The sequence below is a fragment of the Arthrobacter crusticola genome (assembly GCF_004357995.1).
Lineage (GTDB): Bacteria > Actinomycetota > Actinomycetes > Actinomycetales > Micrococcaceae > Arthrobacter_D > Arthrobacter_D crusticola.
On the sequence record NZ_SMTK01000006.1, the window covers coordinates 248,319 to 274,778 of the forward strand.

At 65.3% G+C, this 26,460-nt stretch carries 29 protein-coding genes; 19 read left to right on the forward strand and 10 right to left on the reverse strand.

Annotation, left to right across the window (positions count from 1 at the left end):
* The first annotated feature begins 690 nt into the window (after window positions 1–690).
* A complete protein-coding gene (locus E2F48_RS17775) occupies window positions 691–858 on the forward strand; it encodes an LbetaH domain-containing protein (protein ID WP_342772612.1) in 168 nt (55 codons plus the stop codon).
* Window positions 859–1,039: 181 nt separating this feature from the next.
* Here E2F48_RS17775 and E2F48_RS16960 read toward each other — a convergent pair whose 3' ends face one another.
* Both E2F48_RS16960 and E2F48_RS16965 read right to left on the reverse strand, forming a co-directional pair.
* Window positions 1,040–1,621, reverse strand: a complete 582-nt coding sequence (locus tag E2F48_RS16960; protein ID WP_133405121.1) for a dihydrofolate reductase family protein — start codon at window positions 1,619–1,621, stop codon at window positions 1,040–1,042.
* Window positions 1,622–1,676: 55 nt separating this feature from the next.
* On the reverse strand, window positions 1,677–2,279 hold the full coding sequence (locus tag E2F48_RS16965) for a TetR/AcrR family transcriptional regulator (RefSeq protein WP_133405122.1): 603 nt from the start codon (window positions 2,277–2,279) through the stop codon (window positions 1,677–1,679).
* 218 nt (window positions 2,280–2,497) lie between these two features.
* On the opposite strand from E2F48_RS16965, the gene E2F48_RS16970 reads away from it, so the two are divergent.
* The 6 genes from E2F48_RS16970 to E2F48_RS16995 all read left to right on the forward strand — a co-directional run bounded on the left by E2F48_RS16970 (window position 2,498) and on the right by E2F48_RS16995 (window position 7,806).
* Window positions 2,498–3,520 (forward strand): aldo/keto reductase, encoded by a 1,023-nt coding sequence (locus E2F48_RS16970; protein WP_133405123.1) that lies wholly within the window; start codon window positions 2,498–2,500, stop codon window positions 3,518–3,520.
* Between the two features lie 124 nt (window positions 3,521–3,644).
* A complete protein-coding gene (locus tag E2F48_RS16975) occupies window positions 3,645–4,499 on the forward strand; it encodes an alpha/beta fold hydrolase (protein WP_133405124.1) in 855 nt (284 codons plus the stop codon).
* Window positions 4,492–5,106, forward strand: a complete 615-nt coding sequence (locus tag E2F48_RS16980; protein ID WP_133405125.1) for a TetR/AcrR family transcriptional regulator — start codon at window positions 4,492–4,494, stop codon at window positions 5,104–5,106. Before E2F48_RS16975 ends, E2F48_RS16980 begins: the two co-directional genes overlap by 8 nt.
* 19 nt (window positions 5,107–5,125) lie before the next feature.
* Window positions 5,126–5,293, forward strand: a complete 168-nt coding sequence (locus E2F48_RS17510) for a hypothetical protein (RefSeq protein WP_221411704.1) — start codon at window positions 5,126–5,128, stop codon at window positions 5,291–5,293.
* A 669-nt stretch (window positions 5,294–5,962) separates the two neighbouring features.
* Window positions 5,963–6,928 (forward strand): ABC transporter ATP-binding protein, encoded by a 966-nt coding sequence (locus E2F48_RS16990; RefSeq protein WP_133405126.1) that lies wholly within the window; start codon window positions 5,963–5,965, stop codon window positions 6,926–6,928.
* On the forward strand, window positions 6,925–7,806 hold the full coding sequence (locus E2F48_RS16995) for an ABC transporter permease (protein WP_133405127.1): 882 nt from the start codon (window positions 6,925–6,927) through the stop codon (window positions 7,804–7,806). Before E2F48_RS16990 ends, E2F48_RS16995 begins: the two co-directional genes overlap by 4 nt.
* A 160-nt stretch (window positions 7,807–7,966) precedes the next feature.
* Here E2F48_RS16995 and E2F48_RS17000 read toward each other — a convergent pair whose 3' ends face one another.
* Window positions 7,967–8,644: a TetR/AcrR family transcriptional regulator gene (locus E2F48_RS17000; protein WP_133405128.1), complete on the reverse strand. Its 678-nt coding sequence runs from the start codon at window positions 8,642–8,644 to the stop codon at window positions 7,967–7,969.
* 374 nt (window positions 8,645–9,018) lie between these two features.
* Here E2F48_RS17000 and E2F48_RS17005 point away from each other — a divergent pair, with 374 nt between their 5' ends.
* Window positions 9,019–9,999, forward strand: a complete 981-nt coding sequence (locus tag E2F48_RS17005; RefSeq protein ID WP_165968805.1) for a CPBP family intramembrane glutamic endopeptidase — start codon at window positions 9,019–9,021, stop codon at window positions 9,997–9,999.
* Between the two features lie 106 nt (window positions 10,000–10,105).
* On the opposite strand, the gene E2F48_RS17010 is transcribed toward E2F48_RS17005, so the two are convergent.
* Both E2F48_RS17010 and E2F48_RS17015 read right to left on the reverse strand, forming a co-directional pair.
* Window positions 10,106–10,522, reverse strand: a complete 417-nt coding sequence (locus E2F48_RS17010; RefSeq protein WP_133405130.1) for a nuclear transport factor 2 family protein — start codon at window positions 10,520–10,522, stop codon at window positions 10,106–10,108.
* A 466-nt stretch (window positions 10,523–10,988) separates the two neighbouring features.
* On the reverse strand, window positions 10,989–11,519 hold the full coding sequence (locus tag E2F48_RS17015; protein ID WP_165968806.1) for a CGNR zinc finger domain-containing protein: 531 nt from the start codon (window positions 11,517–11,519) through the stop codon (window positions 10,989–10,991).
* A gap of 90 nt (window positions 11,520–11,609) precedes the next feature.
* Here E2F48_RS17015 and E2F48_RS17020 point away from each other — a divergent pair, with 90 nt between their 5' ends.
* The 7 genes from E2F48_RS17020 (at window position 11,610) to E2F48_RS17050 (ending at window position 16,895) form a co-directional block, all read left to right on the forward strand.
* Window positions 11,610–12,470: an alpha/beta fold hydrolase gene (locus E2F48_RS17020; RefSeq protein ID WP_133405131.1), complete on the forward strand. Its 861-nt coding sequence runs from the start codon at window positions 11,610–11,612 to the stop codon at window positions 12,468–12,470.
* Between the two features lie 324 nt (window positions 12,471–12,794).
* Window positions 12,795–13,349, forward strand: a complete 555-nt coding sequence (locus E2F48_RS17025; RefSeq protein ID WP_133405132.1) for a small multidrug efflux protein — start codon at window positions 12,795–12,797, stop codon at window positions 13,347–13,349.
* A 46-nt stretch (window positions 13,350–13,395) separates the two neighbouring features.
* On the forward strand, window positions 13,396–14,058 hold the full coding sequence (locus E2F48_RS17030; protein WP_133405133.1) for an NAD(P)H-binding protein: 663 nt from the start codon (window positions 13,396–13,398) through the stop codon (window positions 14,056–14,058).
* Window positions 14,059–14,184: 126 nt separating this feature from the next.
* Window positions 14,185–14,943 carry a MerR family transcriptional regulator gene (locus tag E2F48_RS17035; protein ID WP_133405134.1) on the forward strand — a complete coding sequence of 253 codons (759 nt, stop codon included), beginning with the start codon at window positions 14,185–14,187 and terminating at the stop codon, window positions 14,941–14,943.
* A 48-nt stretch (window positions 14,944–14,991) separates the two neighbouring features.
* Window positions 14,992–15,966 carry a DUF5996 family protein gene (locus E2F48_RS17040; protein WP_246019231.1) on the forward strand — a complete coding sequence of 325 codons (975 nt, stop codon included), beginning with the start codon at window positions 14,992–14,994 and terminating at the stop codon, window positions 15,964–15,966.
* A gap of 150 nt (window positions 15,967–16,116) precedes the next feature.
* Window positions 16,117–16,284 (forward strand): hypothetical protein, encoded by a 168-nt coding sequence (locus E2F48_RS17045; RefSeq protein WP_246019233.1) that lies wholly within the window; start codon window positions 16,117–16,119, stop codon window positions 16,282–16,284.
* Between the two features lie 26 nt (window positions 16,285–16,310).
* Window positions 16,311–16,895, forward strand: coding sequence for a DapH/DapD/GlmU-related protein (locus tag E2F48_RS17050; protein WP_133405135.1), 585 nt, complete (start codon window positions 16,311–16,313; stop codon window positions 16,893–16,895).
* 147 nt (window positions 16,896–17,042) lie between these two features.
* Here the strand turns inward: E2F48_RS17050 and E2F48_RS17055 are convergent, their stop codons facing one another.
* Window positions 17,043–17,612 carry a TetR/AcrR family transcriptional regulator gene (locus E2F48_RS17055; RefSeq protein ID WP_133405136.1) on the reverse strand — a complete coding sequence of 190 codons (570 nt, stop codon included), beginning with the start codon at window positions 17,610–17,612 and terminating at the stop codon, window positions 17,043–17,045.
* Window positions 17,613–17,667: 55 nt separating this feature from the next.
* Here E2F48_RS17055 and E2F48_RS17060 point away from each other — a divergent pair, with 55 nt between their 5' ends.
* A complete protein-coding gene (locus E2F48_RS17060) occupies window positions 17,668–18,171 on the forward strand; it encodes a DUF4188 domain-containing protein (RefSeq protein WP_133405137.1) in 504 nt (167 codons plus the stop codon).
* Between the two features lie 88 nt (window positions 18,172–18,259).
* Window positions 18,260–18,853 carry a VOC family protein gene (locus E2F48_RS17065; protein ID WP_133405138.1) on the forward strand — a complete coding sequence of 198 codons (594 nt, stop codon included), beginning with the start codon at window positions 18,260–18,262 and terminating at the stop codon, window positions 18,851–18,853.
* 137 nt (window positions 18,854–18,990) lie between these two features.
* Here the strand turns inward: E2F48_RS17065 and E2F48_RS17070 are convergent, their stop codons facing one another.
* From E2F48_RS17070 to E2F48_RS17085, 4 genes are all read right to left on the reverse strand, one after another.
* A complete protein-coding gene (locus E2F48_RS17070) occupies window positions 18,991–19,656 on the reverse strand; it encodes a response regulator (RefSeq protein ID WP_133405139.1) in 666 nt (221 codons plus the stop codon).
* Entirely contained in the window at window positions 19,653–20,948 is a 1,296-nt protein-coding gene (locus E2F48_RS17075) for a sensor histidine kinase (RefSeq protein WP_246019242.1), read from the reverse strand. The genes E2F48_RS17070 and E2F48_RS17075 overlap by 4 nt, the downstream gene beginning before the upstream one ends.
* Window positions 20,949–21,298: 350 nt before the next feature.
* The gene (locus E2F48_RS17080) at window positions 21,299–21,991 is read right to left on the reverse strand and encodes a response regulator transcription factor (RefSeq protein WP_133405141.1); all 693 of its coding nucleotides are present in this window, start codon (window positions 21,989–21,991) and stop codon (window positions 21,299–21,301) included.
* Window positions 21,984–23,219, reverse strand: a complete 1,236-nt coding sequence (locus tag E2F48_RS17085) for a sensor histidine kinase (protein ID WP_165968808.1) — start codon at window positions 23,217–23,219, stop codon at window positions 21,984–21,986. The genes E2F48_RS17080 and E2F48_RS17085 overlap by 8 nt, the downstream gene beginning before the upstream one ends.
* A 166-nt stretch (window positions 23,220–23,385) precedes the next feature.
* On the opposite strand from E2F48_RS17085, the gene E2F48_RS17090 reads away from it, so the two are divergent.
* Both E2F48_RS17090 and E2F48_RS17095 read left to right on the forward strand, forming a co-directional pair.
* Entirely contained in the window at window positions 23,386–24,153 is a 768-nt protein-coding gene (locus E2F48_RS17090) for an ABC transporter ATP-binding protein (RefSeq protein ID WP_133405143.1), read from the forward strand.
* Window positions 24,150–26,072, forward strand: a complete 1,923-nt coding sequence (locus E2F48_RS17095; protein ID WP_133405144.1) for an ABC transporter permease — start codon at window positions 24,150–24,152, stop codon at window positions 26,070–26,072. The genes E2F48_RS17090 and E2F48_RS17095 overlap by 4 nt, the downstream gene beginning before the upstream one ends.
* Window positions 26,073–26,460 lie beyond the last annotated feature (388 nt).

Below are 26,460 nucleotides of genomic sequence, written 5' to 3' on the forward strand. Positions count from 1 at the left end.
CTCCTATTTCTTGGTGTGGAATCAGCCCCATCTGATGCTGCATGACGACCCGCGAGCCCTAAAGGTGGCGTGCCTCACATGTCCAGAAGCCTAGTGGTGGAGTGTAACCAGACGGTCTCGATTCCCTCAGCAGGCATAGGTTGTTACCGAGATGCAATCAAAGTCGGCCTCGCGGCGTCGTTCGGCACGCTAGTCCAAATTGTCATATCGGTTCCCGCCGGGCGCCCTCCGCGTTGTCCAACCGGGATGTGGAGGCTAGTGTGGTCTCCGGCCGCCATATAGGTCTCGCAACGCTCATGGCGGTGGTGTTAAGGCCCGTCCGGTCGGGGTACCGGACGGGCCCACAACCGCCGACCCCGGCTGAAGCGACGCAGGGAACGGTTCCCTCGATGGCCCGCCGATCCGACGGACCCCTCCCTTCCGGACATGAGAAAACCCCCGGCCAGTCTCGCTTGGCCAGGGGTTTCGCAGCGGTTGATCGCCGCCTCAGGCAGGTGCCGACCGGAATCGTGGGGGGATATTCTGTCGGCAACCTAGCCATCAGCAAGCTTCCCTTTTTCTGCCGCACTAGTCAATTCCGCAGAAGCGGCCCCCGGAGGCTCACCGCACCACGAGGCCCTGCACGCCGCGAGCCAGGAGTCGCCGCGCATCACCGCCGAGCTCAACGGGCGGTACCACTCCCCCGGAGAGGTGCCGGCGCTGATCAGCGAGCTGACCGGGAGCGAGGCCCCCGAGTCCTTCCAGCCCTTCCCGCCGTTCAGCGCCGACTTCGGCAAGAACATCCGCTTCGGCGCGGAGGTGTTCGTCAACAGCGGCTGCCGGTTCCAGGACCAGGGCGGCATCGAAATCGGCGGGTGATCATCGGCGATGGGGTTGTCGTGGGCGCGGGTGCGGTCGTCACGAAGCACCTTTCCGCGGGCGCAGAGGTCGTTGGTGTGCCGGCAAAGCAGGTCGGCACGGTGCCGGAAGGATAATTCCCTGGCCGGCAAGTGGGAGACCCGCTCGGCGAAGAATGAAGACACCACGGCCACGACGGTCGCTATTGGTTCCTTGCCCGGATTCCATACACCAGCTCGACCAGACCCTGGTCGTACGGTGTTGCGCTTTGAAGGGTCAGCAGGTTCGGGTCCTGCCCAGGCGGAAAGACGCCCCGGCCGGCGCCTAAGGCGATCGGCATCACCACGAGCCTCACCGAGTCCACGACGCCCGCGGCCAGAAACGTCTGTGCCAGGGTGAGGCTTCCCCAAACCACGATGTCCCCACCGGTCTCGGCCTTGATCCGCCTGATCGCTTCGATAGGGTCACCTGATTCGATGGCCGCCTCCACCAGATCTCCCCACGGGGCGTTCGTCAGGTGGTGGGAGAAAACCACGCGGTGCAGCGAATTCAAGGATGGCGCGATGATCTCGTCCTTGGATGCCGGTGTTGGCCAGTACTCGACAAACATGCGATAGGTGTTTGCCCCTAGGACCATCGTGTCAACGGTCTCCAACCACTTCACCTGACTGCGGTCAAACTCCGCGGTGCCCCCGTCAAGGAGCTCATAGAAGGTGAACTCGTTGTTGGCGTCGGCCGCGAAACCGTCGGCGCTGACAAAGTCCTGAACGATCAGTTGCCCCACGACCAGCTCCTCGCTCCCACGTCGTCGAGGACTCTACGCCGAGGCCTCTTCCCCATCAACCCCTCCGCAGGGCGGGTCGAGCCAGCCCCCTAATGAGCAGTTTGACCAGATGGCCGGCGTCGTACCCTGGATCCTTGCCGTCGCCTGCGCATAGATTGCCGACCCCGCGCATGAGTTGATAGGCGCTGATGCTCGGGTCGATCTCTCCTGCTGCCACGGCGGCCTGGAGCAGATCCGCGCACACCGGCACCAGCCGATCAACGAAGTAGGTGTGCAGGGCGTCAAAACCATCCCTGTCGTTTTGCAGTGCAGCGGCCAGTCCGTGCTTGGTGACGAGGAACTCGACGAATAGGTCAATCCACTGGCCAAGGGCGGAATGCGGCGATTTCGTGTCGGCCAGCAGGGCCGGACCGGCCTCGGCGCATGCCTCCACCTGGTGCCGGTACACGGCGATGATGAGATCCGCGCGCGTCGGAAAGTGACGATAGATCGTGCCGACCCCCACCCCGGCCTTGCCCGCAATCTCGCGTACCGGCGCGTCCACGCCGGAGGCGACAAAGACAGCGGCGGCAGCGGCAAGGAGCACCTGTTCATTGCGTACGGAATCCGCGCGCTTCCGCTGCGTCCCCTGCCCTGCTCCCCCGGCATCCAGACTCATATCCCTAATCCTTTTCTGTCCTCATTGCTAAACGGAACGACGTTCCGTATAGTCAAACGGAGCAACGTTCCATTTAGAAAGTATGTCAGACCAGCTGCGCGGCACCATCAGCGGTGTCACTCGCGGCACTGGACGAAGACCGCACTCCGCCGGCCGCATCGACAGCAAATAACCTCTTACACCCAATCCGCCCGCACTCAACGGAAAAGGACCTCCGCATGCAGTACCACACCCTCGGCCGCACCGGCCTGCAGGTCAGCTCTCTCGCACTGGGCGCCATGAACTTCGGAAAAATCGGGGGGACGACACAGGCCGAAGCAACCGCCGTCGTGGATGCCGCCCTCGAGGCCGGCATCAACCTGATCGACACCGCCGATGTATACAGCGGCGGCCAGTCCGAGGAAATGGTCGGCAAAGCCATCACCGGCCGCCGGGACGACATCATCCTCGCCACCAAAGCAGGCCTTTCCATGGATAACGGGCGCAACCACCAGGGCAGCTCCCGGCGCTGGCTGATCACGGAGCTGGAGGCGAGCCTGCGCCGGCTCAACGTCGAGCACATCGACCTCTACCAGATCCACCGCTGGGACCCCCGGACCAGCGACGAGGAAACCCTCTCTGCCCTGACCGATCTGCAGCGGGCCGGCAAGATCCGCCACTTCGGCTCCTCAACCTTCCCGGCATACCGCATCGTCCAGGCCCAGTGGGCCGCCAGCACCCACCGCCTCACCCGTTACGTCACGGAGCAGCCCGGCTACTCGATCCTGCAGCGCGGCATCGAAACCCAGGTGCTCCCCGCCGCCCAGGAATACGGCATGGGTGTCCTGGCGTGGAGCCCCCTGGCCTCGGGATGGCTCTCCGGCGCCATCCGCGAGGGCCGGGAGATCAGCACCAACCGCTCGGGCTTCATGCAGCATCGATTCGATGTCGCCATCCCCGTCAACCGGGCGAAGCTTGACGCCGTTGAACAGCTGGCAAGGGTGGCCGACGGCGCCGGCCTTTCCATGATTCAGCTTGCGCTCGGCTTTGTCACAGCGCATCCGGCAGTCACCAGCGCACTGATCGGACCGCGCACCATGGATCACCTGCACTCCCAGATCGCCGCCGCCGACACCGTCCTGTCCTCGGACATCCTCGACGCGATCGATGCCATCGTGCCGCCCGGCACCGACCTCGCACCGCAGGAGAAGAACGACGCCCCGCCGGCTCTGCTCGACCCGTCCCTGCGCCGCCGCGGCTGACACCTGGCTCCCCCCGCAACGACTTCACTTCGCCGACCACCATCTGGTCGCGCTTCGCGGTCTTGACAACGTTGGCTAATTTATTTAGCTTTAAGCTATTCCCATTAGCCATTTGGAGGCTGTCATGACCGAGCACCTGAGCACCCCTGAGGGGACCATCGCCTATGAGCTGAGCGGCGAGGGTCCCCTCGTGGTCCTCGCCCACGGCATAGGCGACAGCCGGCACTCCTACCGCTTTGTCGCCCCGGCCCTGGTGGCCGCCGGCTACCGGGTCGCCAACGTCGATATCCGAGGCTGCGGCGAATCCAGCGCCGGATGGAAGGGCTACAGCCGCACCGACATCGCTGGCGACCTTGTCGCCCTTGTGCGTGCGCTCGGCGGCCCGGCGGTCGTTGTGGGCCACTCGATCAGCGGCGGCGCGGCCACCATCGCCGCCGCCGCGGAACCCGGGCTGATTGCCGGCGTCGTGGAACTTGCCCCCTTCACCCGCAAACAGTCGGTCAACCTCGGCGGCCTGTTCCGCCGGAAGAACTACCGGATCGGCACGGTCCGGCTTGCGAAGGTGCTGCTCAGCGGGAGCGTGAAGGCCTGGCTGGATTACCTCGACCTGGCGGTCCCGGCCAAACCCACCGACTGGGACCACGAGTCCGCCCGCATCCGGGCCACCGTGAGCCAGCCCGAGCGGATGGCGGTCCTGCGCGCCATGATGAAGTCGTCTCCGGCCGATGCCGGCGTCCAGCTGCCCAATGTCCGGCGGCCGGTCCTGGTCGTCGAGGGCAGCGCCGACCCCGACTGGACCGACCCCCGCGCCGAAGGTGAACGTATCATCGCCGACCTTCCCGATGGGGTCGGTGAACTTGCCGTCATCGAAGGCGCCGGGCATTACCCGCACACCCAGACCCCGGACGAGCTGCTCTCCCTGTTGCTGCCGTTCCTGGGCAGGACGCTGACATCCACGGCGGGCATGGACCATGCCTAGGGCCGGATTGGATGCCGGGGCCGTCACCGAAGCCGGCGCGGCCCTCGCCGACGAGGCTGGCTTCGCCCAGCTCAGCATGAGCCTCGTTGCGGAACGTCTCGGCGTGCGGACTCCTTCGCTGTATAAGCACGTCGACGGGCTTGGCGACCTCGCCCGCCGCATCTGCGTCCTCGCTGTCACCGAGATGGGCGCGGCAGTGCGTGATGCCACGCAGGGCAGGGCACGTCGGGATGCCCTCGAGGGGGCGGCCCAAGCGCTGCGCGGATATGTAAAGGACCATCCCGGCCGCTACGCCGCGACCGTCGGGGTCCGGCCCACGGGCCCGGACGATCCCCTCGCCGCGGCGCTGGAACGGGCGCTCACCCCCCTTTCGGCCGTGCTGCTCGGCTACCGCCTTGATCCTGCGGAGGAAACCCACGCGGTGCGGATGCTGCGCAGCATGCTTCACGGTTTCGCGGCGCTCGAGATCTCGGACGGTTTCCAGATGAGCACCAACGTCAACTCCAGCTTCACCTGGATGATCGACTTCATCGATCAGGGCTTGCGCGCGGCAGCGGCCGATGTCGGGCACGGGCGTGAGGTGTCCTCCCAGATCCCGCCGCTGTGATCGACAGTCGACCGACAGCATGAAAACCGGACCTGCAGGACCCGGTACCCGGGCGCCCGGCCACGGTCCCGTCGCCGGCGGCCTGCGCTTCACGGCCGAGCTCATCGCCTGGGTCGGATCTGCCTGGGCGCTGTGGCCGCACTCGATTCCACTGGCCATCGGGGCCGTGGTGCCGCAGCAACGCTGACCGCCTGGACACTGGCCGGATGGATCGCCGCCGCAGGGACTGCGCTCTGTCTTCTCGCGCCCCTAACCGACCAGCCCCGTTGGCGCGCGCTCACCGGCACCGCACAGGGGTAACCACGAGGGATGCAGGGCGTGTTGGCACCCGCCTCGGTCGTGGCGGGCCAAGACAGGAAGGATGACGCCGTGCCTGCCTCAGTGCTCACGTCCCGGATCCTGGAGTTGCGGGCTGCGGAGGCCGGCACTACAACGGCGCGGCGCGCAAAGAACCCGGTGCAATCTGAGTTGTCCGGGGGAATGCGGGTACGTCGAGCTCTAACTATCACAGCGTACTAGTACGCTGTGATAGCATGAAGCAAGATGTCACCAGCGTCGCCGAGGGCCTCCTGTAGGGCCAATGCAGTACCAGTGCGCACCAGGCTTCCACCCTGCTCCCGGGGTGGAACCTGTCCGTGCGCGCATTCCACTTGACCCTGTTGTATGAACACGGTTTCTAATCATTGGCGGTCCCCGAAACGCCATGATCCCTTGCCGTTTCCGAAAACCTGACGACCCAGCCTGCTCACGTGTGCGAGGACGACGATTTGACGAGCGGCCCTGCAGATGGGGATACGCGGCGCCCAGACATGCAGAAAAAGACATTCACTCCTACATCGACGAGAAGGACTGGCCCATGATTGAAGCTCAAACCCTGACAAAGCGCTATGGCGCGAAGACGGCGGTGGATTCCGTGTCGTTCACCGTCCGGCCGGGAAGGGTGACCGGATTCCTGGGCCCGAACGGTGCGGGGAAGTCCACGACGATGCGCATGATCATGGGACTGGATAATCCCAGCGGCGGGCAGGTGACCATCAATGGCCGGCCCTACGCCAAGCACAAGGCCCCGCTGCATGAGGTCGGGGCGCTGCTCGATGCCAAGGCAGTCCACACCAAGCGCTCGGCGTATAACCACCTTCGGGCGATGGCCGCCACCCATGGCATTCCGAACTCCCGGGTCAACGAGGTCATCGAGCTCACCGGACTGGGCGCGGTCGCGAAGAAGCGTGTGGGCGGGTTCTCCCTGGGCATGGGCCAACGCCTGGGCATCGCGGTGGCCCTGCTGGGGGATCCCCAGACGGTCATCCTGGACGAACCCGTCAACGGCCTCGATCCCGAGGGCGTGCAGTGGGTCCGCCACCTCGCCAGGGATCTGGCCGCCGAGGGCCGCACGGTGTTCCTGTCCTCGCACCTGATGTCCGAGATGGCCCTGACCGCCGACCACCTGATCGTGATCGGGCGCGGACGGATCATCGCCGACGCCCCGATCCAGGACATCATCGACGGTCAAAGCAAGGCCCGGGTCCGGGTCCGCGCAGACCGGCCGCAGGACCTGCTGAATCCCCTCGCCGGCGACGGCGTCAGCTCACAGATCCTGGAACCGGAACTGATCGAGATCACCGGCGTCGACCCGCGCCGGATCGCCGAGACCGCCCAGCGGACCGGCGTCCTGGTCTACGAACTGACTCCCCTGCAGCTGTCCCTGGAGGACGCCTACATGCAGCTCACCCAGGCCGAGGTCGAATACCAGTCCCACAGCCTCTCCCCCACCACCCCGGAGGCCACCCAGATCACCATCCCCGTGGAAGGACGCCGACCATGAGCGCACACACAACCACATCACCCTCACCAACCAAGAACGCCCCCGGGCCACGGGCCGGGTCCGGCATCACCTTCTCCCGGGTGCTTCGATCCGAGTGGATCAAGGTCACCACGGTCCGCTCGACCGTGATCCTGATCGCCTCGACCGTTTTGGTCATGGTGGGTCTTGCCGTGCTGGCCGCCTGGGGATACGCCCAGCTCGCACAGTCGATCAATGACGGCAGTCTGCCCGCCGATCTCCAGGCGCAGGGCCCCGGCAGCCCCGCCGTTGATGCGCTCACCACACCCTCGTCCGGATTGATCTTCGGCCAGCTGCTCATCGCCTCCCTGGCGGTGGTCCTGATCGCCTCCGAGTGGGCCACGGGAATGATCCGCTCCACCATGGTCGCGGTCCCCGGGCGCACCCCGGCGCTGTTGGCGAAGACTGTCGTCGCCGCGGCCGTCGCCTTCCTCGTGGGTCTGCTCAGCGCGATGGTGTCCTACCTGATCGCCCAGCCCATCCTTGGAAGCCAGGACCTTGATTTCGCCCTCACCGAAGAGGGCGTCCTGGCGAGCATCATCAACACCGGCACGTTCCTGGCCCTCGTAGCGGTTATCTCAATGTCCCTGGGAACACTGCTGCGCAACACCGCCGGCGGCGTGGTCACGGCGGTCGGGATCTTCTTCGTCCTGCCGGTCATTCTGCAGCTGCTTTCGGGTCTGGCCGCCTGGATCCCCGACGCTGCACGTTTCCTGCCCGGGGAGGCAGGCAACAAAATGGCCGCCGTGACCGCGGCCGAGGACGCCCTCACCCAACTCCAGGGCGGACTCGTCATGGGCGCCTGGGCCCTGGCATTCCTCGTTGCTGCCCTCATCGCCACCAAGAAGCGCGACGTCTAGAGAACCACCCCTACCCCTGGCCCATGCCAGGGCCACAAATTCTCGGTGGGGGAACCGCAGAGCGAACGCTGTGGAACCCTCACCGAGCCCGCGGCACCCTCCCGGCACGCCGACGGCCCGATGTGGCGGTTGCTGTAGGGACGACGCTGGCCGCACGGAGCTAGGGGGCGCTCCCGGCGTCGCCGGCAAATTGGCCGGTTGACGCACTCGTGGTTTCTGGCCTTTCACCGGTACGGCCGGTTCCGAGCACCGCATCTGCGGCGAGGTAGAGCGTGGTGGTTTCGGCTTGAAGCAGCGATTCACTCGACGGAAGGGCCCGCTCGTAGGAGAGTCCGTTGAGCACGGTGAGGAGAAACCGCGCCTGCGGCGTGAGATCGGCCCGCGGGAGGGCGCCCTCGTCGGCCATAATCGAAAGCCAGTAGGTGACGCGACGCAGAGATTCCCGCTCGATCCCCGCGTAGGTTGAGCGGAGGTCCGCGGTCTGTTCTGGCTCGATGAAGGCCTTATATACCGTTTCCCAGGCTTTGCGGGCTTCGGCCCCCACCCCGGTGGGAGCGAGGATTTGCCGCAGGCACGCCACCAGACGGTCCCGTGCGGACAGCGCAGGATCGCGGATCGGGTCCTCAGGGAAGAAGTGGTCGTAAATCCGCGTCAGCAGGGCGCCCTGGAGGGCGTCCTGGGTGGGGAAATGAAACCTGAGTGATCCGACACTCACCCCGGCGCGCGCCGCGACCGCGCGCACGCTGAGGTTCGCCGCGGGGTTCTCGGCCATCATCGCTGCTGCGGCAGCAAGGACCTTTTCGCGTGAGCTGACGTTCCGGCCGTCGTGTGTCTCCATAGATGCCTCCGGCTCCATGTTATCGATACATCGTGCTAGCCCGCGCCGCCAATGCACGCACCAAAGGATGAACCGAAGGAGACCTATCGGGCAGCCGTCCAACCCCCGACTAGCACACCGTACTAGTACGGCGTGCTAGTCTCGTTTATTGACGTTATTCGATGAGAACACAGCGTTTGGTTGAAGCACTTTTGGCATGCGGTTTGACGAGGTCAGCCGCCACTATCTTGAGAGGAACACATGATGGTCAGACCGATGGACCACCTTCTGGTCGGGGATTCCGGCTCTGCTCTGAGCCAGAGGTTGCAAAGTGGTCGTTTGGGCGGATGCCGCCCTGCGGCGCCGCGCGCAGGTACGGCGGGGTCGGTGGTCCTATGAGCAGCGGCGCATTCCCTCAGGACCGGTCACAGTCCCTGCAGGAGCAGGGCGGCAAGAAGGCCTCGGCTCCGATCTCCGCCCGGCCCTTCGGCGTGCATATCCGGATGCAGCGATGGAAGTCCCTGATCGTCCTCATCGCGGTGCCCGTGATCTTGCTCGTCGCGCAGATCGTGATTTTTCAGTTTGTGACGCTGATCGAAGGTCCTGCTGATCCCCTGAAACCCGCACTTACTCCGCTGACGATCCTTGCGGTCGGCCTGAGCACCGGCCTCGCCGCGTTGATCATAACGGCGCTCACGGCCCGGTTGGCGAATGTCCCGTGGCAAAGCCTGTTCCGCCATAACCGGCCCTTCGATTGGCGCCGCCTGCGCGTTTATCTCCTCGGTGCAGCCGTGCTGGTCGCGATCGGAGGCACTGTCACCCGACTGGTCGCACCTGAGTCCACCGGCACGGGTGCCATCGAAATTGGGACCACGACCCTCCTCATCATTCTCCTGACTCTGGTAGCGATACCGTTGCAGTCCGCAGGCGAGGAGGTGTTGTTCCGGGGAGCGGTCGTCCCGGCAGCCGGGTCGTGGTTCCGTGGCGTGCGCTCTGCAATTGCTTTCGGCATGATCGTCTCTGGGGTGCTGTTCGCCCTGGTTCACGTGTCAGTGCAGCCGTGGTTTGTCAGTTATCTTCTTGTCTTCTCCGCCTGCACGGTGGTCATGGGGCTCATCAGCGGAGGGCTCGAAGCGGCGATCGCGTTCCATGTCGCCAATAACGTCCTCGCAGGTATCGCCAACGCCGTGTACTCCGGCAATGGCGCGGACGTGCTCGAGCGGGGCGTTGATTCCGGTCCCGGGCCGGCCATGATCATTCTGATGCTCATGAACGTCGCAGTGGTGATCATGGTATGGCTGATCGAACGTGCTAAACGTTCCCCGAAACGATCCGACCCCCCTGCCGGCGGGTCAGATCACCAGGCCGCTCAATGACTGGACTGACTTCACGAGTGCCCTGACCTTCAGCGATGGTCGCTCCGCCCTTATGAGCTAGGTCCACCGCGCTTCGGGTCAGATTTCCAGCGGTCATTGCCACCCATCAAAAGCCCTGGCCGTCCAGGGCCGCGAGGAAGACCTGCGGATTCCAGTACTCGCGGTAGGTCGCGATCTCACCGTCGCGGAACGTCACGAAGGTCGCGTAGCGCATGGCGTAGGGGTTGCCGGTCCTCACGACCGTTCCTGCGACGCTCCACTCCATGACAACAAGGTCGGGGTCGCCGGTCGCGTACATCGTCGTGGTGGGGAGCTCGCGAACGTCAATCGTCTCGGGGTAGCCACGCAGGTACTCGTAAAGCGCCGCCCTGCCCTCGATGACCGACGGGCTGCCCTCGGGTGCAAAGGGAAACTCGGCGACGACGTCCTCCGCGCACAGGTCGGTCCAGCCCTTCATGTCCTTCGACAGGAAGAGTTCGAGGCCGCGCTGCAAACGCTGCACGTTGGTCAGCTCGTCACTCATGGCTTTGCTCCGCTCGGTCTTATCTCCTACAGGTGCTCGGAACGATACCGTTCCAAGCACCTGTAGGAGGCAACATGTCGACCATGCGTCCCGCGCGTGAAGTGGCCAGGAGTCACCACGGCTACCCCTGGCCAAAGATATGGAGGGCTACGCCGCGCATTGGCCGACGATGGAGTTTTCGAGCTTCCCTTCGCCGCTCCGTGCCAGGACAGGCCGGCTGCCGTCGTCGACGGTGATGCGGTGGCGCCGACCCTCACGGGTGGAGCGGGCCGGCGCAGTCTAGGACACTGCGATGCGCTAGGACAGCGGCGTGGGTTCACCCGTTTCGATTACTCCTCCGGCATCTCTGAATGACGAGTGCGGCAGCCCCAATTTCCTGCTGGCGAGGCGGGTGGGCACACAGCGGGACTTCAGATCTGCGGCAACACGGCCGCCCGGGAACCGCGCGCCTCCATCCGGACCCGCGTCAGTGGGCGTCCGTGGCCCGGCTGGTCCGCTGGCGGCTGGCATGCGCGCGGGCTTTCAATCGGTTCCCGCACGTGCTCATGGAACACCACCTACCAGTTCCCGGTCGACTGCGATCGATGAAGAACAGGTTGCAGTCGCTGTTCGCGCACGCCTTGAGCCGACCCGGTGTCGACTCAGCGAAGCGGGACCACGCCAGGGCCGCACGAGCTGCGAGTCGTTTCGGCGGATCCGCTTCCAGCCGCCACTGGATGCCTGCCGGAGACGGCTCCGGCACGAGAGAGATATCGGAGAGCAACTCGGTCAGGCGCTCGGTCGTCCCTTCGGCCCCCCGGATGACGTCCTGCAGCACCTGCCTCATGAGCCGCAGATGCTGCAGCTCGGCATCGGAGCCGGTCCCGCCGAACCTCACCGCAAATTCTCCGGCTGCTCCTGCATGGAGCTCCTCCGTGATCCGGCCGCCGACGGCGGGGGCGCTGTTCAGCACGGCCAAGAGAAGGTCTTCGTCCTCGCCCACGCTCTGCGAAACCATGCTCACCCTTTCGCGTCGCTCACCCGTGGAGGATGTCAACGTTTGTGCTACATTCCCACTAACCAGTATAAACCATTTTAGGAGTTAGTCATGGCTACTGTTCATCATCGCGTCACCACAGTCAACGGTCTCAGCATGTTCTACCGGGAAGCCGGGCCGGTGGGTGCCCCCGTGCTGCTTCTCCTGCATGGATACCCGACCAGTTCCCACATGTTCCGGCACCTCATCCCCGCCCTGGCGGACGAGTATCACGTCATCGCGCCCGACCACATCGGCTTTGGACGCTCTTCGGCGCCGTCGGTGGATGAGTTTGACTACACCTTCGACTCGCTGGCGGACATGACGGCAGGGCTGTTGGCGGGCCTTGGCGTCACAAAGTACACCGTGTACACCCAGGACTACGGAGCGCCGATCACATGGCGGCTCGCGTTGGCCAACCCGGGGTCGATTGAGGGTGTCATCTCCCAGAACGGCAACGCCTATGAGGAAGGCTTCGTGCCGGATTTCTGGGCTCCCATCTGGGCGTATGGCGCCGACCCGTCCCCCGCGAATGAGCTCGCTCTGCGGCCGGCGCTGGAACGGCAAGCCGTGGAATGGCAGTACAAGCACGGAGTTCCCGACGTGACTACGATCGATCCGGACGCATGGGAGCATGACCTCGCCCTTCTGGACCGGGCAGGGATGGACCGGGTGCAGCTGGCCCTGTTCGGTGATTACCACACGAACCGTACGCTGTACCCGGCAATTCATCAGTGGCTGCGTGAATCGCAGATTCCTGTCCTAGCAGTATGGGGCAGGCACGACGAGATCTTCGGCCCGGACGGTGCCAAGGCGTTTCTCAAGGACGCCCCCCACGCCCAAGTGCAGTTGCTTGACGGAGGGCACTTCCTGCTGGAATCGAACCTCGACGAGGTCGCGCGGCTCATCCGCGACTGGCGCGCTGGATTCTAGCGGCGCACAACCGACCGCAGGCCGGTTTCCCGGACATGGCCGCAGTGGGGCGTGACAGAGACATACCGTGGCGGGCTCCGCGGTACCGCTCCGCTCCCTCATCGATCCGTTCATCTGCGCTGCGCGGGGTGATTATAGCGCAGCGGCTCTCGGATTCCGTCGCCGGTCGCCGCTCCTGCAACGTGGGTTTGGTCACATCCCCTTGACTGTGTTGTTGGAACAGGGTCTTCAATGACGAGTGCATAGCATTCAGGGCCTTCGCATGACGGCCCGACCAAGACGGCGGCGAGGGAACTCCCGACGGGAAAATTAAGGAAGATAAGCATGACTAGTCGATTTGAAGGCCTCCAGGACTTCGTGAATCAGGTGCCGGACGCCCTGCAGCCGCTGGGTGTGGCTCTTGTTGGGATGATTCCCTATGTCGAAGGCGAGGGCTCGGCAGCCCTGGGCATCATCGCGGGAGTCGACCCAGTTGTTGCAGGGTTCGCGGGCGCCGTGGGCAATTTCCTGAGCGTACTGGTTGTGGTGCTGCTGAGCTCGCGTGTCCGCGAGAGGGTTGTCGCGTGGCGGGCAGGTGGCGGCGAATTCGACGGCAGTACCGTCCGGACGCTCGAGACTGAGACCTCCGAATCAACCGGCCGGCCGACCCGGCGGGCCAAGGGTCAGCGCCGCCTGCGGGGATGGCTTTCCAGGTTTGGTGTGCCGGGGGCAAGCATGCTGGCGCCGCTGGCCCTTCCCACGCAACTGACTGCAGCGTTCTTCGTCGCCTCAGGGGTAAGCAAGCAACGGGTGCTGCTGTGGCAGGCAATCGCAATCGTCGTGTGGACCGCCGCCGTCGCCGCGGCCGCGACCGGAGTACTGGGCCTGCTGGGCTGGTGAGGCGTTCCGACAGCGGCAGTCGATATCAATTTCAGGGAGTGAGCCTGTGAAAGTCTTCATCATTGGTATCAGCGGTGCCGTGGGTGGGCTCCTTACGGAACGTCTGCTTGAGAGAGGCAGCCAGGTATCCGGGCTGGTGCGCACCGAAGACCAGCAACGCCGATTGGACGTATGCGGCGCCTCCACATATATCGGTGACCTGGCTGCCATGGACGCGGCGGCGTTGGCACCCCTCCTGGACGGCATGGATGTGCTGGTGTTCGCCGCGGGTTCGAATGGCGGCAGGAAGGAAGAGACGGACGCTATCGACAGTGCCGCGGTCGACAACAGTCTGGCGGCGGCGCAGCGTGCCGGCGTTCGACGATTCGTTCTCGTTTCGGTATTTCCGGAAGCCTGGCGTGAGCGTGACCTCAGCGACGACGAGGAATACTACTTCGCGGTGAAGAAGCTCGTGGACATCAAAGTCAGCCGAAGCAGCCTCGACTGGCTGATCCTCCGGCCATCCCTCCTGCAGGACCGCCCGGGCCAAGGGACGGTCTTCCTTGGACCCGCGGCCATGCATGAGGATATTTCGCGCGGGGATGTGGCAGAGGTTCTGACCGAAATCCTTCTTCAGCCGGCGGTGACCCGGCAAATCCTGGAAGTCACCAGCGGCCGGACCCCGATTGTCGATGCGGTCCGATTAGTCGTGACGAATCGGTCAACGTGAGGGAAACCCTCGCTTGAGCACCCGGTGAAATCATGGTGTTCAATCGATCGGAGGCCGGATGACGAACCCCCGGTGGCGCGCATCGACATCTAACTGCCGAAAATGATTCAGAAAGTAGGGACAGGGATGGGTTGGAGCACACGGGAAATCGCCGATCTAGCGGGGACGACCGTGAATACCGTGCGTCACTATCACCAGATCGGTCTTCTCGAGCAGCCGGACCGGATGTCCAATGGCTACAAGCAGTACCAGGTCAGACACCTCGTTCGCCTCCTGAGGATCAGGCGCCTGCGCGACCTCGGCGTCCCGCTCGACCAGATCGATCAGGTAGCCGTCGATGGCGACTCGTCTGCGGAGGCACTTCGCGCGATCGACAGTGACCTGCGGGTGAGCATCGAACGACTGCAGCGCGCCAGGGCCGAGATCCAGGCAATCCTTCACGGATCGTCGCTGACGGACGTTCCCCCCGGATTCGAGGACGTTGGAGCCCAAATGTCGGAGGCGGACCGATCCCTGGTGTTGATCTACTCCCAGCTCTACAACGAAGAGGCGATGAGTGACCTGCGGGACATGCAGGAGGCGGAGGGGGAACTGAGCGCAGACCTCGATGCGCTGGCGCCCGACGCGGACGAGAGTGTGCGCCAGGAACTTGCTGAACGGTACGCGCCCACGATAGCCAAGGCCCTCAAGGACTATTCCTGGCTGAGCGACCCGAAAGGGCACGTGACCAAAAGCGCTGAAGTGACCCGGGACACCGTTGTCGAGGCAATCCAGGCACTCTACAATCCCGCCCAGCGTGACGTTATTGCCCGTGCCAGCATCATCGCCAACGGCCTTCTGCTCGGCGCAGATCCCCCTGCAGAAGGCGAAGGACCCACGCCCTAAGACCGAAACGCATATCTACGAACGACGGGAACCAGGATGCACAACGACATGACGACACCTATGCTGCACACTGATGAGGCGGGTCCTGCGACGAGTTCCACGGCCGAGGGATGGCCTGCGCTGCGGGTGGCCGAATGGCAGAACACCCAGTCCACGCTGCACATGTGGCTGCAGGTCGTCGGCAAGATCCGGATGGCGCATGCGCCGCTCGTCAACCACTGGTGGCAGGTGCCGCTGTACGTGACGCCACGGGGCCTCGGCACGTCGTCGATACCGTACGGCAACGGCATGTTCGACATCGAGTTCGACGTCGTCGCGCACCGCCTGCTGATCCGCACCAGCTCCGGTGAGGACCGCAGCGTGCCCCTCGAGCCGCAGTCCGTCGCGCAGTTCCACGAGCGGACCATGGCGGCGCTGGCAGAGCTGGGGATCGAGGCGCCGATCCGGCCCGTCCCTACCGAGGTGGATCCTGCCGTCCCGTTCGCCGAAGACCACGCCAACACCTCCTACGACGCGCAGGCCGTCACCACCTACTGGCGCCAGCTGATCCAGGCCGAGCGCGTCATCACCCGTTTCAGGACCGAGTTCCTCGGGAAGGTCAGCCCGGTGCACTACTTCTGGGTCGCTATGGACCTGGCCTGCACGCGCTTCTCGGGCAGGCCCGCCCCTACGCACCCGGGCGGTGCTCCGAACTGCCCCGACTGGGTCATGGAGGAGGGGTACTCCCACGAACTCTCGAGCTGCGGCTTCTGGGCCGGCGGCGGCGAGGAAGGAGCCTTCTACTCCTACGCCTATCCCGAGCCGGAGGGTTACCGGGATACACGCATCGGCGTCGAAGGGGCGTTCTACAGTGAGGAATTCCGCCAGTTCCTGCTGCCCTACGAGGCTGTTCGGACCGCGGCGGACCCCGACGCCACCCTGCTCGAGTTCCTGCGCGCCACCTACCGTGCCGCGGCGACCACCGGATCCTGGGACGAGGAACTCCTTGTCAATCCGCACCGACTCGACAGGCACACCCGATAGGAAAGAAGTCCCAGCAGAACATCGATTCCGTATCCAACAGGGGGGAAGTTCCTCCTGGATACCCTCGTTAGCCTCCGCTCGCGGTCGAGCGCGGTGCCTGCCGTGCCCCCGTACTCATCGAAGCTGTAGGTGGCCGGCGGCGAGGAGGGCGTGCGATTCGCCGACGGCTGCGGCGGGGCTCTGGCCGTGGACAGTTCAGGGCTGACGGTGACGGCACTCCAGATCACGCCCGGGTGCACCCTGCGCGCCAGCGTCAGGAACTTCACCGACCTGCAGTCACCGGGCTTCAGCATCAGCTCGCGCGAGAACTCCGACTAACGTCACGGGCACGATACCGTTGGGGCATGGTTGAAATTGAAGGCCTCGACGTGCTGCTGACCGCACTGAACGCCGGGGAGACGATCCCCGGAGGCTCACCGCACCACGAGGCCATGCACGCCGCGAGCCAGGAGTCGCTGCGCATCACCGCCGAGCTCAACGGGCGGTACCACTCCCCCGGAGAGGTGCGGGCCCTGATCAGCGAGCTGACCGGGAGCGAGGTCCCCGAGTCCTTCCAGCTCTTCCCGCCGTTCAGCGCCGACTTCGGCAAGAACATCCGCTTCGGCGCGGATGTATTCGTCAACAGCGGCTGCCGGTTCCAGGACCAGGGCGGCATCGACATCGGCGCTGGGTCCCTCATCGGCCACAACGCCGTTATCACGACCTTGAACCACGACATGGTGCCGAGCCGACGGGCCGACATGCACCCGGCCCGCGTCGTGATCGGCAGGGGCGTGTGGTTCGGGGCCAATGTGACCGTGTTGCCGGGGGTGATCATCGGCGATGGAGCCGTCGTGGGCGCCGGTGCGGTCGTCACCAAGGACGTTTCCGCGGGCGCAGTGGTCGTTGGTGTGCCGGCAAAGCAGGTCGGCACGGTGCCGGAAGGGTAATTCCCTGGTCGGGAAGTGAACCGACAACCCGTTGTGGAACAGAGGCATTACGCTGGTGAACTTACTGGCCGACCGTCACGAGATCCGGATTTTAGACGGCTCGTGGCAGACGCTGTGGTCCACCGGTTCTTTGAGGATTGATTTTCCCTACCGCCTCAGCGAGCGGCCAATCTGCCGAATGGCGGCATCGTAGGCCGCATCCCAGGTCCAGCCAGCCGCCGGCGCGCCGGCCAGCTCCAGGGACACCAGCCCGTGGACTTGGCCCCACACAACGCCGACCATCGAGGCGATCTCATCATCCGCTGCTCCGGGCAGCGCTGCGGCGACCGCGCCGAAGAGCGGCGCGAACGATGGCTCAGCGGCTCCCGGCGTCGGCTGGCACGGCACCTGGCCGGCCACTGAACCGCCAAACATCAGGCCGTAGAGGATCGGATGCTCCAGCGCCCAGGTTCGGTAGGCCCGGCCCAATGATTCGAGGCCGGCAGCGGCGGCCTCTTGTTGGGAAGCGGCAAAGGAAGCGAAGCCGTCGTCGAGCACGGCAGTCAACAGGCCCGCCTTGCCCCCGAAGAGCGAATATACCGCCGTCGTCGACGTCCCAGCGGTGGCGGCAATAGTGCGCAGCGATACGGAGCCGGCACCGTCGCGGGCGATTAGGAAGGCCGCAGTGTCGAACAGCCTGCGACGCAGGGTCTCATCATGGACTATGGGTCTTGCCATATGATCAGTATTCCATAACACTGTTTTGAAACAACGTTATGAAGAGGAGAAGCGCATGTCGAAGCAAGTCCGCGCGGGACGTTTCACTGCCGATCCCGGGGGTGGCCCGGTGACGGTCTTCCTGATCGGGATGCGCGCCAACCGGTGGTGGAAGCTCGGGAGGGTGGCGCGCGTGGGGGCGGCCATGCCCAAGATGCTCGCCCACCTGGCCGAGACGCCGGAGGCCGGGTTGCTGAGCTACCAGCAATGGTTCGGGCGGACGACCATCATGGTCAGCTACTGGAAGAGCCCGGAGCATCTGCAGCGGTTCGCGGCCGACCGGTCGGCGCCGCACCTTGAGCCCTGGCGCCGGTTCATGCGTGAATCCGCCGGTACCGGCGACGTCGGCGTATGGCACGAAACTTACGAGACGATGCCGGGTGGCAGGGAAAGCATATATAGCGACATGCCGGTCTTCGGGCTCGCAGCGGCTACCGGCCACGTACCTGTGGGAGCCGGACTGAACACTGCACGCCAGCGTCTGGCGGCGGAGGACCTCAATCCGCATCTGCCCGGATGAGCCGTCTTGGCTAAGGTTCGCGGATCATCTCCCCCAGCACAGAAAACATCGTCTGGATCGTCGACTCGCACCCGCGTAAAGTGCTGACGTGTCTTACCCCCGCACGATCCCCCTCCTGCCTTGTGCCGACATCGACGACATCGAACCTTTCTTCGCCGCCCTGGGCTTCCGCACCACCTACCGCCAGGTTCGACCGAACCCGGCCCTCGGCCTCAACGGTCACGGGTTTGACCTGCAGTACTACGGACTGGACGGCCACACACCAGAGTCCTCGCACAGCTCCTGCCTCGTCATCGTCGACGACACGGGCCCGATCTGGGAGGAGTTCGCAGCAGGACTCCGCGGGACCTACGGAAAATTGCCGATCAAGGGCTTCCCGCGGATCACACGGCCGCGCGCCCGCAAGAACGCCGGCGGGCTGAGCGGATTCAGTCTCGTCGACCCGGCTGGCAACTGGCTTCGCTTCTTCCGCGACGGGAGCGCGGAGACCCCGCCTCCCGAACTTAGCCGGTTGGGCGAGGCGATTCAGAACGCGGTCGTGCTCGCAGACAGCAAGGGAGACATGGCTCAGGCGGCCAAGGTCCTTCAGGGTGCGATCAAGCGCGCATCCGATGATGATCCGGCGCAAGGCGATGCTCGAAGCTTCATGGACGAGCTGACCGAGCGCCTGTCGGGCGGCTGAGACGATCGGGGTCCTTGCCGCCCCGGAAGCTCCGAAGTCGATTGCCCAGTAGCATCAGGCCCGGTGGAACATCGTGTCGGTGCCCGTCGCCTCCCGGCACGGCCACGTGTTGGGGACGACAGTGGAGGCCAGCTCGCCTACTCGATGTTGACGGTTCCTGTGCGGATGCCCCAGAGGACAATCTGGAGGCGGTCGCGGGCGCCGGTTTTCTGGAGCAGATGGGCGAGATGGTATTTGATGGTGGATTGTTCCACGAAGAGTTGTTTAGCGATTTCAGCGTTTGAGAGGCCCTGCGCGAGGAGTTGCAGGACGTCGATTTCCCGGTCGGTGAGCGGCGAAGGAAGCGGCTTGCGCACCCCGGCCGGCGGTGTAGATGGGCGGCGCTGCACGAACTCTTGCAGGATTCGCCGTGTCAGCCGCTGGTCGAGGGTTCCATCGCCCTGTGCGACCGAGCGGATGGCGTTGAGCAGCGTGTCCTCGTCGGCGCCTTTGAGGAGGAAGCCCGCGGCCCCTGCTTCGAGAGCGGCGAAAATGTCATCGTCGATGTCGAAGGTGGTGAGGATCAGGATCTCGCTACTCAAGCTGGCATCGGCGGAGATGATGCGCGTCGCGGCGACGCCGTCCATGACGGGCATCCGGATGTCCATACACACGACGTCGGGGCGAAGCTCCGTGGTCAGCCGGATAGCTTCCCGACCGTTTTCGGCTTCCCCGACGACGGTGATATCGGCGGCCGAGTCGAGCAGGATCGATAGTCCGGCTCGAACGATGACCTGGTCGTCGGCGATCAGGACACGGATCATTGTGGTGCTCCTTGTACGAGGTTCGGGATTCGTAGCCGGTTACTCCAGCCGCCGGTTTCCGTACGCCCGGTGGTGAGTTCGGCTCCGATGAGCTTCGCCCGCTCGTGCATGCCGACGAGCCCGTATCCATGGTTTGTCCGGTCGTGAACCGGTGTCGGCTGAGCGTAGATGATATCCCGGTAGTGGATGCTCGACGTGTTTTCCACGGTCAAGACAGTGGCCTCGGGTAGGTACTCGATCGTCACCATGCACTTAGCGCCTGGAGCGTGGCGTGCGGCGTTGGCCAGCGATTCCTGCACCACGCGGTAGATGGTCGCCTGGGCGACCGGCCCGAGATGGGTTGCATCCCCTGTCGATTCGAAAGTGACGCTTTGACCGCGGCGCACGGCGGCATCGATCAGCTCCGGGAGATCACCCAGCCCCGGGGTGCCGATGGACGCCCGGATATCACCGGTGGCACCTTCCGTTTCTGGGTCCGGGCGGAGTAGACCGACAGTCCTGCGCAGATCGATCATCATCGCCCGGGCCTCTCCTTCGAGTTCACGGAGCATGGCCCGTGTGCGCAGCGGATCCTTCTCGATCAGTGTTCCTGCCGCCTGCGCGGTCACGATAATGCCGGAGAGGTGATGTCCTGAGATGTCGTGCAGCTCCCTGGCGAGGGCGGTCTGCTCGGCCCGCCGGCGCTGAGCCTCATCCCGTACCTGTTCACGGCGGATCATCTCGTCCCGCTCACGCGCAGCAGTGGCAAGGTACGCGCGGTTGCGGACGAGTTCAGCGACCACAGCCGGTGCCGCGTACTCGATGACCAGACGCCCGGCGACCAGGGCGAAGGCGAGCAGCGGGGGTTGGGTTCCGCCCAGTGCCACCCCAAGGACGACGACGTTGCTCGTGAGCGCAAGTGCCGCCAGGACGTACCACGCCCGGGGCCGTGGTGCCCACCGAATGAGGTAGAAGGCGGAAATCGTGACCGCCAGGCTCCCGAGCCCCAGGTCCGCCCCGCCGGTAACGAGGAGAACCGTCTCCAGCATCACGACAATCGCGAACACCGGCATTGGGGCACTGTAGCGAAAAAGGAGTGCAGCGGCCTGCCCGGCTACGAGAGCCGCCTGCAGCACCGTCAGAAGCAGTGGCTGAGGCGGCTCCAGGGGATCGATGCTTTCGATGATGATGGAGGCGACCGCGAAGGCGAGGACGACGGCGGGGAGGGCAACGACGCGTTGAAGTGAGCGTGGATGGCCGGACCCCGACGTTGTGCCGGCCGCGCTGTCTCTGGCCGTCCGCCGGGTTCGCATGGACTTCACGGGATAAGTCAACCACGAACGCACCGGCATACCCGGACGCCCCGTAAGGCCGGGGAAGGTCCCACCAACCGGACGGCTGCAGACTGTCCTTTTGGCTAGTGAAGGACTGGTCCTGGGGCTAGTGAAGGACTGGTCCTGGGGCTAGTGAAGGACTGGTCCTGGGGCTAGTGAAGGACTGGTCCTGGGGCTAGTGAAGGACTGGTCCTGGGGCTGGGGTGCGGAGGGTGCGCAGCTGGCATCTTCCGCGTCCCTCCTGACGCACGGCGGGGCGTCATGCTGCCGGTCACGGACACGCCAGCCGCCTGAAGCGCGAATGCCATTGCCAGAAGCGCTGAACCGGCTCAGCTCTCCTGATTGCGCAGGTACGTCAGCACAGCCGCAACCCGACGGTTCTGATCGTCGTTGGGCGGCAGGTCAAGCTTCATCATGACGTTACCGATATGCTTGACGACCGCTGCCTCAGAAACAAACAGACGCCGCGCGATAGCACCGTTGGAGTGGCCCTCGGCCATGACGGCCAGCACCTCCCGCTCACGGGGAGTAAGCCCGGCCAACGGATCGCGGTGCCGCCTGATCATCTGACTGATAACCGCCGGGTCAACCGCCGTACCGCCGGCATGAACGCGGCGCAGCGTGTCCACGAAGTCCGCGACGTCGCTGACCCTGTCCTTGAGCAGGTAACCAATTCCGGCCCCACCGGCGCTGTCGAGCAGTTCGGCGACGTAACTCTGCTCGACATACTGACTGAGGACCACCACCGGAAGGGAAGGGTTTTCTTCACGCAGGCGCACCGCCGCGACGAGCCCCTCAGAGCGGAACGTCGGCGGCATGCGCACATCGGTGACCACGAGGTCCGGCCCGGCGTCGCGTCCAGCGGCAATCAACTTCTCGCCCGTATCCACCGCCGCGGCGACGACGAACCCGTTACGTTCGAGCAGCACCTGCAGACCCTCGCGCAATAACGCGTTGTCCTCAGCGATGACCACCCGCACCGGTTCCAATGCGGCCGGGCCGGAGGCAGCGGAATCAGTCATTCGGGTAGCCCTTCCCAACTGCGGGGATGGGGATGGCGATCGTGATGGCCGTCGGTCCACCCAGAGGCGAGTCGATCTCCAGGTCTCCATCCAGGGCGGCGATGCGGTCGGAGATGCCGTTGAGTCCGCCGTTGTCCCAATGGGCAGCGCCTGCTCCACCGCCACCATCGTCTCGGACCCGGACCTCCACGAGTCCGGGCGCGGGCCGCTGGAGCTGGACCTGGGCCTGCCCGGCGTTGGAGTGCTTGACGACGTTGGAGAGGAGTTCGGTGACGCAAAAGTACAGGTTGGTCTCAATCTCCGTGGGCAAGCGGCCGGTCAGCCGGTCCTCGACAGCGATGGGGAGGATAAGTGTGTCGGCCAGTTCGCGGATCGCTGCGCCGAGGCCATGATCGGTGAGGACCTGGGGATGGATGTTCCGGACGAAGCTGCGCAAGGCACCCAGGGTCTGTTTGGCCTGGTCCTGGGCGCGGGCCACGTCAGAGCGGCCGGGGGCATCATCGGGCATGGCGGCCAGGGCGAGCCCGAGGGTCATGCTGACCGACAACAGCTGCGGCTGCACGCCGTCGTGCAGGTCCCGCTCGATGCGGCGGCGTTCGATGTCGAAGGCACGCACCAGGCGCGCCCGCGACTGCGCGGTCACCGTCAGGTCACGCTGGAGGCGCTGCTCCGGCCGGGTCAACATCTGGAGGACCACCAAGGCATGAGCCCTCGAGAAAGCCGGTGAGATGACAACGAGCCCGGTGAGCACAGCGGCTCCGATGACCGATGCCAACACCGACTGGGGTACGGTGCTCACCGTGAACAGCCCAATTACGATCGGCTCCCGGTCTCCCAGTGCCGTCAGCAGCGGGCTGATCAGGGCGACAAGGGATACCAAGACGACCAGCGCAGCGAATACCGCGATGGCTCCGCCGATCGTGAGCATCATCACGGTGTAGGCCAACGGGCGGATGAGGGTCCGCGGCTCACGGAGCCGGATACCCGGAGGCCCTCCCGCGGATCGGTCGAGCAGAGCGGTCGCTCCGCTCCAGTCGGCCCGGGCAAGAACGACCGAGATAAGCGGGAGTCCCACACCCAGCAGCGCCAGACCCGCGGTAATCAGGCCCGCAGCGGTATTGGTGCCGCGCACAGGGCCGCTGAGCGCAATCCCGATCGGTGCGCCCAGCAGCACGACAACGGAAATGAGCATCAGGGCCCGGATGCCGACGGCCGCAGAGTAGAGCACCGCTCTCCCGCGCCTTATGACCGGCAGAGCCTGATGTGTTGCCTCCGCATTGATCACCTGACCAGTGTAGAGACGAACCGGCCCGAAGAAGGTAGGGCCAGCCATACCCTGGATCGACGGGGTGGCCCCACTGCGCAGCCCGGGGGTCCTGCGGTGTGATGGATGTATGACCACAACCGACCCGCACAGCACAGTGCTGCAGCTCAACGATGTGACCCGCACCTACCCGTCAGGCAAATCGACTCTCACGGCGCTCGACCGGGTCACGATCGGGCTTCGTCGTGGTTCCTGGACAGCGATCATGGGGCCATCGGGGTCAGGCAAATCCACCCTCCTGAACTCTGCTGCCGGGCTGGACGCCCCTGACTCAGGACGGATCCTCCTTAACGGCGAAGATATCGCGAGCCTCAGCGATGACGTGCTGACCCGGATGCGGCGCACCGAGATCGGGTTCATCTTCCAGCAGTTCAACCTCGTCGCGGCCCTCAGCGCAGCGCAGAACGTCGCCCTGCCGCTGCGTCTGGCCGGACGTCGTGATGCCAACAGGGCCGCGGCCGAGGCCCTCAACTCCGTGGGCCTGGGCAAGCACACCGGCCATAAGCCACGGGAACTCTCCGGCGGGCAGCAACAACGTGTGGCCATCGCCCGCGCCCTGGCCACCCGGCCGAGCATCCTGTTCGCCGACGAGCCCACCGGAGCCCTGGACAGCGCCTCCGCCGCCACGGTGCTGGATCTCCTTCGCGCCCTGGTCGATGAGCAGGCCCAGACAATCCTGATGGTCACCCATGATCCGTCGGCCGCCGCCCGCGCCGACCAGGTGGCGTTCCTGCGCGATGGACGCCTCGTCACAACTCTGAACGGCGCCGACGCGAACCAGATCGCCGCCACCCTCGCCGAGCTCGAAACACTGGCCGGTACGGGAGTGCAGGGATGATCCGCCTGGCCCTGCGCACCTTCGCCGACCGCTGGCAGCTCTTCGTCGGCACCCTCCTGGCCGTGACCGCCGGGGTCGCTATCGTCCACGCAGGCCTGACGATCATCCTCGGCGTCGAGAACGCCGACGTGCCCACCGGTTTGACCCCCGAACAAGCAGAAGCATTCCGCCAGGCTGCCGCCAATGGCAGCGAGCTGACCGGGATAGCGTTGATGATCGGCATTTTCCTCACCATCTTCGTTGTCGGCTCGACCTTCGGTTTTGCCGTTGACCAGCGCCGGGGTGATCTTGCCATTCTCAGACTCGGCGGCGTTACCAGGCGCCAGATCCGCAGGCTCCTGCTCGGTGAAGCCTTCCTCGCCGCGCTGCTTGGCGCATTGGCCGGGGCCCTGCTCGGAACGGTACTGACCAGCGTGCAGCGATTCCTTCTGTCCCGGCTCGGCTTCTTCCCCGAAGACCTTGCCACCCCCATCCAACCCGCAGTCCTGGTGGTCGACCTGATCGCCGCCCTCACGGTCTGCCTCGCCGGCGCCCGGGGCGCAGCCAAGAGCGCCACCAAAGTCAGTCCCCTGGATGCGCTGCGTCGCAGCAGCGGTGAACGGCGCGTCATGACCCTTGGTCGATGGATCGTGGCCATCACTGCCTTGGCGCTGACCGCCCTCCAGGCCTACTTTTCCGCGACGGCCGGCGGATTGCTCGTCCCACTGCTGCTCGGCCTTGGCATCATCATGACCGGCTCGGTCGCGATGAGCCGGCTCTCACCCCTGCTCGTGCCCGCCGCGGCTCTGGCGCTCACGCCCTGGTCGCGCCGCTCACCGGTCGCGGGCCTGGCAGTGGCGAACCTGCGCGACGCTGTGCGCCGCACCGCCTCAGGCGCAGCGCCGATGATTGTGCTCGTCGGTCTCGTCATGGGCCTCCAAGGAATTGTGAACACCCAAACCGAATCCGGCGCCGCCACGCTGATCTTCGACGCCGACCTGATCGCTACCGGCGAGAACATCGACCTGAGCGCGCTGGAGAAAATCAACGGAATCTCCCTCGCCTCACCCGAGACGGTCGTGCCACTGTCCGTGCAGCTCACCACGGGCGGCGCCACCACCACCGGCCCCGGAACCGTCGTCGCCGTCGACCCCGATGCGTTCAACGCCACCCACCTGCAACAGGCGGACAGCGGTCGTGTGGCCGACTTTGGCCCCGACAGCCTCATTTTCGGTCCCGGCCTGGAATCCACCATCGATGGCGCATACGACCAGATCACCGTCGAGATTGACGGTCGGACCCTTGTCCTGAGCGAGGCCGCCAGGATGTCCGCAACCCCCTCCGGAACCGACGGCTACTACATCGACCGCTCGCTGCTGCCCACCGACCTGCTCCAGGGGCCCACCACCGTCCTGGTCCAGCTCGCTCCCGGCGTCGAGACGGCCGTGGTCGAATCCGCACTCACCGCCGCAGGCGCGTCCACGGTGCAGACACCGGCGGAGTTCACGGAAGAACAGAACAGAGCCAACGCCGCGGGAAACCGCGCCGTGATGGTCATGATAGTCGGGCTCGGCAGCCTCTACGCCCTCATCAGCGTTCTCAGCACGCTCGCCATCTCCATCAGCCAACGCCGCACCGAACTGGCGACACTGCGGCTCAGTGGCCTCACCCGGCGCCAGATCCAGCACAGCACCGTCATCGAAGCCCTGGCCGTCACCACCATCGGCCTCATCCTCGGCGCCGTCGCTGCAGTCCTCTCCCTCCTCGGACTGTGGGCATCGACCTACCGCCTCTACGGCGCGCCGGTCATCGCGATCCCCTGGACGCTCCTGGGCGCCATCACCCTTCTCGTTGCCACGCTCACCACCATCACTGCCCTTCTGGCAACACGAGCAGCCATGAAGGATCCGGCCATCCGGGCCCTCGGAGCACGCGAATGAGCCGGAATGTATCAGCCCGGCTCCGAACGTCGGTCCAGAAGACGCACCTGTTGTCCCTCAGGTCACCGCCTGATCCGAACTGACCCCACCCGGGACCCCTTCCTCCCGTTCCCCGGAATCACTCCGCTGCCAAGAATCTGACCGATCCGCTTCTCGAAGCCCCGCCCGGGGTAAGGCCGCCGCTCCATGCCCGCCACCCTCAAACGCCGCAGCCTCTAACCCACCAACCACCCCTCCAACCTGAATGGTTTTCGCATGACCACTCCTTGTCCGGGCGCACCGGCGCCGCAGGCGCGCAGCATCAGGAACAACCCGCTACACCGCATCGGAGCACTGACATGAAATACACCCCCACATTCGCGGTCATCACCACCGCACTGGCCGCTTC

What these genes read in the sequence shown, in the direction of transcription:
- E2F48_RS16965 (WP_133405122.1), bottom strand. Translation starts at nt 2,279, where the DNA reads ATGAGTCTGGATGCCGGGGGAGCAGGGCAGGGGACGCAGCGGAAGCGC.
- E2F48_RS16970 (WP_133405123.1), top strand. Translation starts at nt 2,498, where the DNA reads ATGCAGTACCACACCCTCGGCCGCACCGGCCTGCAGGTCAGCTCTCTC.
- E2F48_RS16975 (WP_133405124.1), top strand. Translation starts at nt 3,645, where the DNA reads ATGACCGAGCACCTGAGCACCCCTGAGGGGACCATCGCCTATGAGCTG.
- E2F48_RS16980 (WP_133405125.1), top strand. Translation starts at nt 4,492, where the DNA reads ATGCCTAGGGCCGGATTGGATGCCGGGGCCGTCACCGAAGCCGGCGCG.
- E2F48_RS17510 (WP_221411704.1), top strand. Translation starts at nt 5,126, where the DNA reads ATGAAAACCGGACCTGCAGGACCCGGTACCCGGGCGCCCGGCCACGGT.
- E2F48_RS16990 (WP_133405126.1), top strand. Translation starts at nt 5,963, where the DNA reads ATGATTGAAGCTCAAACCCTGACAAAGCGCTATGGCGCGAAGACGGCG.
- E2F48_RS16995 (WP_133405127.1), top strand. Translation starts at nt 6,925, where the DNA reads ATGAGCGCACACACAACCACATCACCCTCACCAACCAAGAACGCCCCC.
- E2F48_RS17000 (WP_133405128.1), bottom strand. Translation starts at nt 8,644, where the DNA reads ATGGAGACACACGACGGCCGGAACGTCAGCTCACGCGAAAAGGTCCTT.
- E2F48_RS17005 (WP_165968805.1), top strand. Translation starts at nt 9,019, where the DNA reads ATGAGCAGCGGCGCATTCCCTCAGGACCGGTCACAGTCCCTGCAGGAG.
- E2F48_RS17010 (WP_133405130.1), bottom strand. Translation starts at nt 10,522, where the DNA reads ATGAGTGACGAGCTGACCAACGTGCAGCGTTTGCAGCGCGGCCTCGAA.
- E2F48_RS17015 (WP_165968806.1), bottom strand. Translation starts at nt 11,519, where the DNA reads ATGGTTTCGCAGAGCGTGGGCGAGGACGAAGACCTTCTCTTGGCCGTG.
- E2F48_RS17020 (WP_133405131.1), top strand. Translation starts at nt 11,610, where the DNA reads ATGGCTACTGTTCATCATCGCGTCACCACAGTCAACGGTCTCAGCATG.
- E2F48_RS17025 (WP_133405132.1), top strand. Translation starts at nt 12,795, where the DNA reads ATGACTAGTCGATTTGAAGGCCTCCAGGACTTCGTGAATCAGGTGCCG.
- E2F48_RS17035 (WP_133405134.1), top strand. Translation starts at nt 14,185, where the DNA reads ATGGGTTGGAGCACACGGGAAATCGCCGATCTAGCGGGGACGACCGTG.
- E2F48_RS17040 (WP_246019231.1), top strand. Translation starts at nt 14,992, where the DNA reads ATGACGACACCTATGCTGCACACTGATGAGGCGGGTCCTGCGACGAGT.
- E2F48_RS17050 (WP_133405135.1), top strand. Translation starts at nt 16,311, where the DNA reads ATGGTTGAAATTGAAGGCCTCGACGTGCTGCTGACCGCACTGAACGCC.
- E2F48_RS17055 (WP_133405136.1), bottom strand. Translation starts at nt 17,612, where the DNA reads ATGGCAAGACCCATAGTCCATGATGAGACCCTGCGTCGCAGGCTGTTC.
- E2F48_RS17060 (WP_133405137.1), top strand. Translation starts at nt 17,668, where the DNA reads ATGTCGAAGCAAGTCCGCGCGGGACGTTTCACTGCCGATCCCGGGGGT.
- E2F48_RS17070 (WP_133405139.1), bottom strand. Translation starts at nt 19,656, where the DNA reads ATGATCCGTGTCCTGATCGCCGACGACCAGGTCATCGTTCGAGCCGGA.
- E2F48_RS17075 (WP_246019242.1), bottom strand. Translation starts at nt 20,948, where the DNA reads ATGCGAACCCGGCGGACGGCCAGAGACAGCGCGGCCGGCACAACGTCG.
- E2F48_RS17080 (WP_133405141.1), bottom strand. Translation starts at nt 21,991, where the DNA reads ATGACTGATTCCGCTGCCTCCGGCCCGGCCGCATTGGAACCGGTGCGG.
- E2F48_RS17090 (WP_133405143.1), top strand. Translation starts at nt 23,386, where the DNA reads ATGACCACAACCGACCCGCACAGCACAGTGCTGCAGCTCAACGATGTG.
- E2F48_RS17095 (WP_133405144.1), top strand. Translation starts at nt 24,150, where the DNA reads ATGATCCGCCTGGCCCTGCGCACCTTCGCCGACCGCTGGCAGCTCTTC.